The sequence below is a fragment of the Psychrobacter sp. AOP31-B2-9 genome (genome assembly GCF_052378005.1).
Classification (GTDB): domain Bacteria; phylum Pseudomonadota; class Gammaproteobacteria; order Pseudomonadales; family Moraxellaceae; genus Psychrobacter.
This window is the reverse complement of the sequence record NZ_JBQSXG010000231.1, coordinates 1-2,588: the sequence shown is the minus strand read 5'-3', so window position 1 is coordinate 2,588 and position 2,588 is coordinate 1. Positions and strand designations below refer to the sequence as shown.

Sequence of the window (2,588 nt, the reverse complement as noted above, 5' to 3'; positions counted from 1 at the left end):
ATACTTATTTTCAATTTTGGCTAAGAGTGGCTGATAGGGTATATCGCAGTGAGGACAATTTGTCTGCAATACCCTATGATGCTCATCACAGTAAACTGACCAAGCTAATCGCCATCGGAGCTTTAAATGAGACTTTTCATTGTCGGCCATACAATCAGGACAATATGGATGTCCAAATCTCCCATATAGATGTCTGCGTGATAGTGGGAGTGTCCACTTTAAAGCGCTAGAACTATGTGAAATCAATCCCTGTTCTCTAGCAAAGCTTGTCAAAGTCTGTTTGTTAAACCTATCAACCGTCGTTTCTGCCAATATAGCCATATCCTCGTGAACATCAGGCTTTACGTATTCAAACCCTTTATCAAAATCATATCGATCTAACCTGTCATTTACGTGTTGCCAATAAAACCCCATAAAGGTAGTAAGAGTACACTTCTGAGAAAGTGACGCCCTTATAATCCATGAGCCTACACTCTCACCCTCTAAAAGTGGGGTTGAAAAGGTCAAAGGTTTTATCCAATAATTGTGCGAATTCCTCTTTTTGGTCGTAACCATGATTTATCCTCAATAGACTTAATCGTAATTTCTTCTGTCCCGTTAATAATGGCCTCTTTAGCACACTCGATCATTAACCTTTTAACATTACCTATGCAGCCACCGCTAATGCTATGTATGAGATTGAGTTTTGTAGGCTCTATCAGATTAGAGGGATTTTTAAGAGGCAAAACATGCTCAAAAGTACTCACTAATTTTCTAAATTCTCTATCGTTCTTCCATAGCAGTAACTCTGCGACATCAAAACGACTAGCATGCTGTGGGTCAGTATGCAAGATTCGGACAGCATCCTTAGTCCCACTTAGTACAATTGGTATTTGAAGCTGATTACATAAGTATTTTATGGTATTCATGATTTGGCGTTGCTGTCTTGCTGTACCTGTGAGCATTGAATGAATCTCATCGATAACAATAATTTTCACTTGAGTCTCAAGTAAAGAATGCACAACTTGATAGCGAAATTTAGTTGTTGAGTTGGATATATTGTAAGGCAACGATAAGGCATCAATGAGAGCAACATATAAGTCCTTCTCACTTGCTGAAGGCGGTGCTTGAATAGAAATAACAGGGACTACTAGATTTAAGTCATCATCAATATAGCTATCACCAAAACGTTTCACAAACTGCTTAATGAACCGCCCCGAGATTGTCGGAGACTCAACATTCTGAGAGAATACGACAATGAAAAGACAAACCTACACTCCTGAGATTAAAGAACGCGCCGTTCGCATGCTGATTGAAGCGTCGAGCGACTATCCTTCTACATGGTCAGCCATTCAAGCCATAGCGTCAAAGATTGGCTGTACGCCTGAGACACTGCGATCCTGGCATAAAAAGCACATAGACCAAACCATTCCCGCCTCAGTGCAGGCTCAAAGTGACAAAGAGCGTATCAAAGCGCTTGAACGCGAGAACAAAGAGCTCAAGCAAGCCAATGAGATTATACGTAAGGCTGCTGCTTTTTTCGCCCAGGCGGAGCTCGACCGTCCACCCAGATAATGGTTCAGTTTATTGATAACTATAGAGGTAGTTATGGGGTCGAGCTGATTTGTAGAGTACTACCGATTGCCCCGTCAACCTATCACCGTACTAAAGACCTAGAGTGCTGCCCTGAAAGGCGTTCACTGCGCAGTCAGCATGACGACTACTATCTCAGCGAGATTAAACGCATCTGGCAGGACAGCAAATGTCGCTATGGTGCTCGCAAAGTCTGGCGGCAGATGAAGGCAGATGGCATTTATATCGCACGCTGCACCGTAGAGCGCTTAATGAGACAGCACGGCTTACAAGGTGTCTGGCGCGGTAAGGGTAAGATTACCACCAACAGCCGTGACGACCAAAAGCGTGCTGACGACTTGGTCAATCGTAACTTTAATGCCCATCGTCCTAATCAGCTGTGGGTTGCAGATTTTACCTATATCAAGACACTGAGTGGCTGGGTTTATACTGCTTTTATTATTGATGTGTTCGCTCGTGCCATTGTGGGCTGGAAAGTATCCAATCGCATGAACACCGATATGGTGATGGCCGCGCTCAATCAAGCGATAGCAGATAGGAATAATCCTAAAGATGTGATTCATCACAGTGATCGAGGGGTTCAGTACTTATCTATTCGCTATACTGATAAGATGACGGACTCTGGCGTGATTGCCTCTGTTGGTACAACAGGCGACTCTTATGACAACGCATTGGCTGAAACGGTCAATGGGCTTTACAAGTCTGAGGTGATTCATTATTTAAAGCAGAACTGGACTGGTGTGAACGATGTTGAACTGGCAACCCTAGAATGGGTCGATTGGTTCAACAAGAAGCGTCTACATAGCACGATTGGATATGTGTCACCCCGGAGTTTTTCAAGGTAGTTGTCACCATCAAGCCAAATTAAGCGGCTTGTAATCTTTGCTGTTGTTGTTCTTTTGCAGGATTTAGCGTTGTTGGCCCTACAGGCTCGCAGTTCCTCACCTCTTGAGTTCCCCAACGTATCGGGTTTTCATCTTTAGCGCGCTGCATCGTGAGCAGACGCTTCGCCAGTA

Annotated in this window: 3 protein-coding genes and 1 other annotated feature; of the genes, 1 reads left to right on the top strand and 2 read right to left on the bottom strand. The window is 43.7% G+C overall.

Annotated elements, in window-relative coordinates; translation table 11 throughout:
• Together ACT3SX_RS14700 and ACT3SX_RS14695 are read right to left on the bottom strand one after the other, a co-directional pair.
• Positions 1–555, bottom strand: a 555-nt coding sequence (locus ACT3SX_RS14700) for a TniQ family protein (RefSeq protein WP_444519151.1), incomplete at its 3' end; no start/stop codon positions are given.
• Positions 513–1,175: a TniB family NTP-binding protein gene (locus ACT3SX_RS14695; RefSeq protein WP_443529477.1), complete on the bottom strand. Its 663-nt coding sequence runs from the start codon at positions 1,173–1,175 to the stop codon at positions 513–515. The genes ACT3SX_RS14695 and ACT3SX_RS14700, both read right to left, overlap by 43 nt.
• A 61-nt stretch (positions 1,176–1,236) precedes the next feature.
• Here ACT3SX_RS14695 and ACT3SX_RS14690 point away from each other — a divergent pair.
• A protein-coding gene (locus ACT3SX_RS14690; RefSeq protein WP_444761813.1) for an IS3 family transposase occupies positions 1,237–2,417 on the top strand; the annotation gives its coding sequence in 2 pieces (ribosomal slippage) (positions 1,237–1,513 and positions 1,513–2,417; 1,182 coding nt in all).
• Positions 1,512–1,628: a sequence feature (AL1L pseudoknot), on the top strand. It overlaps the preceding gene by 117 nt.
• Positions 2,418–2,588: the final 171 nt, after the last annotated feature.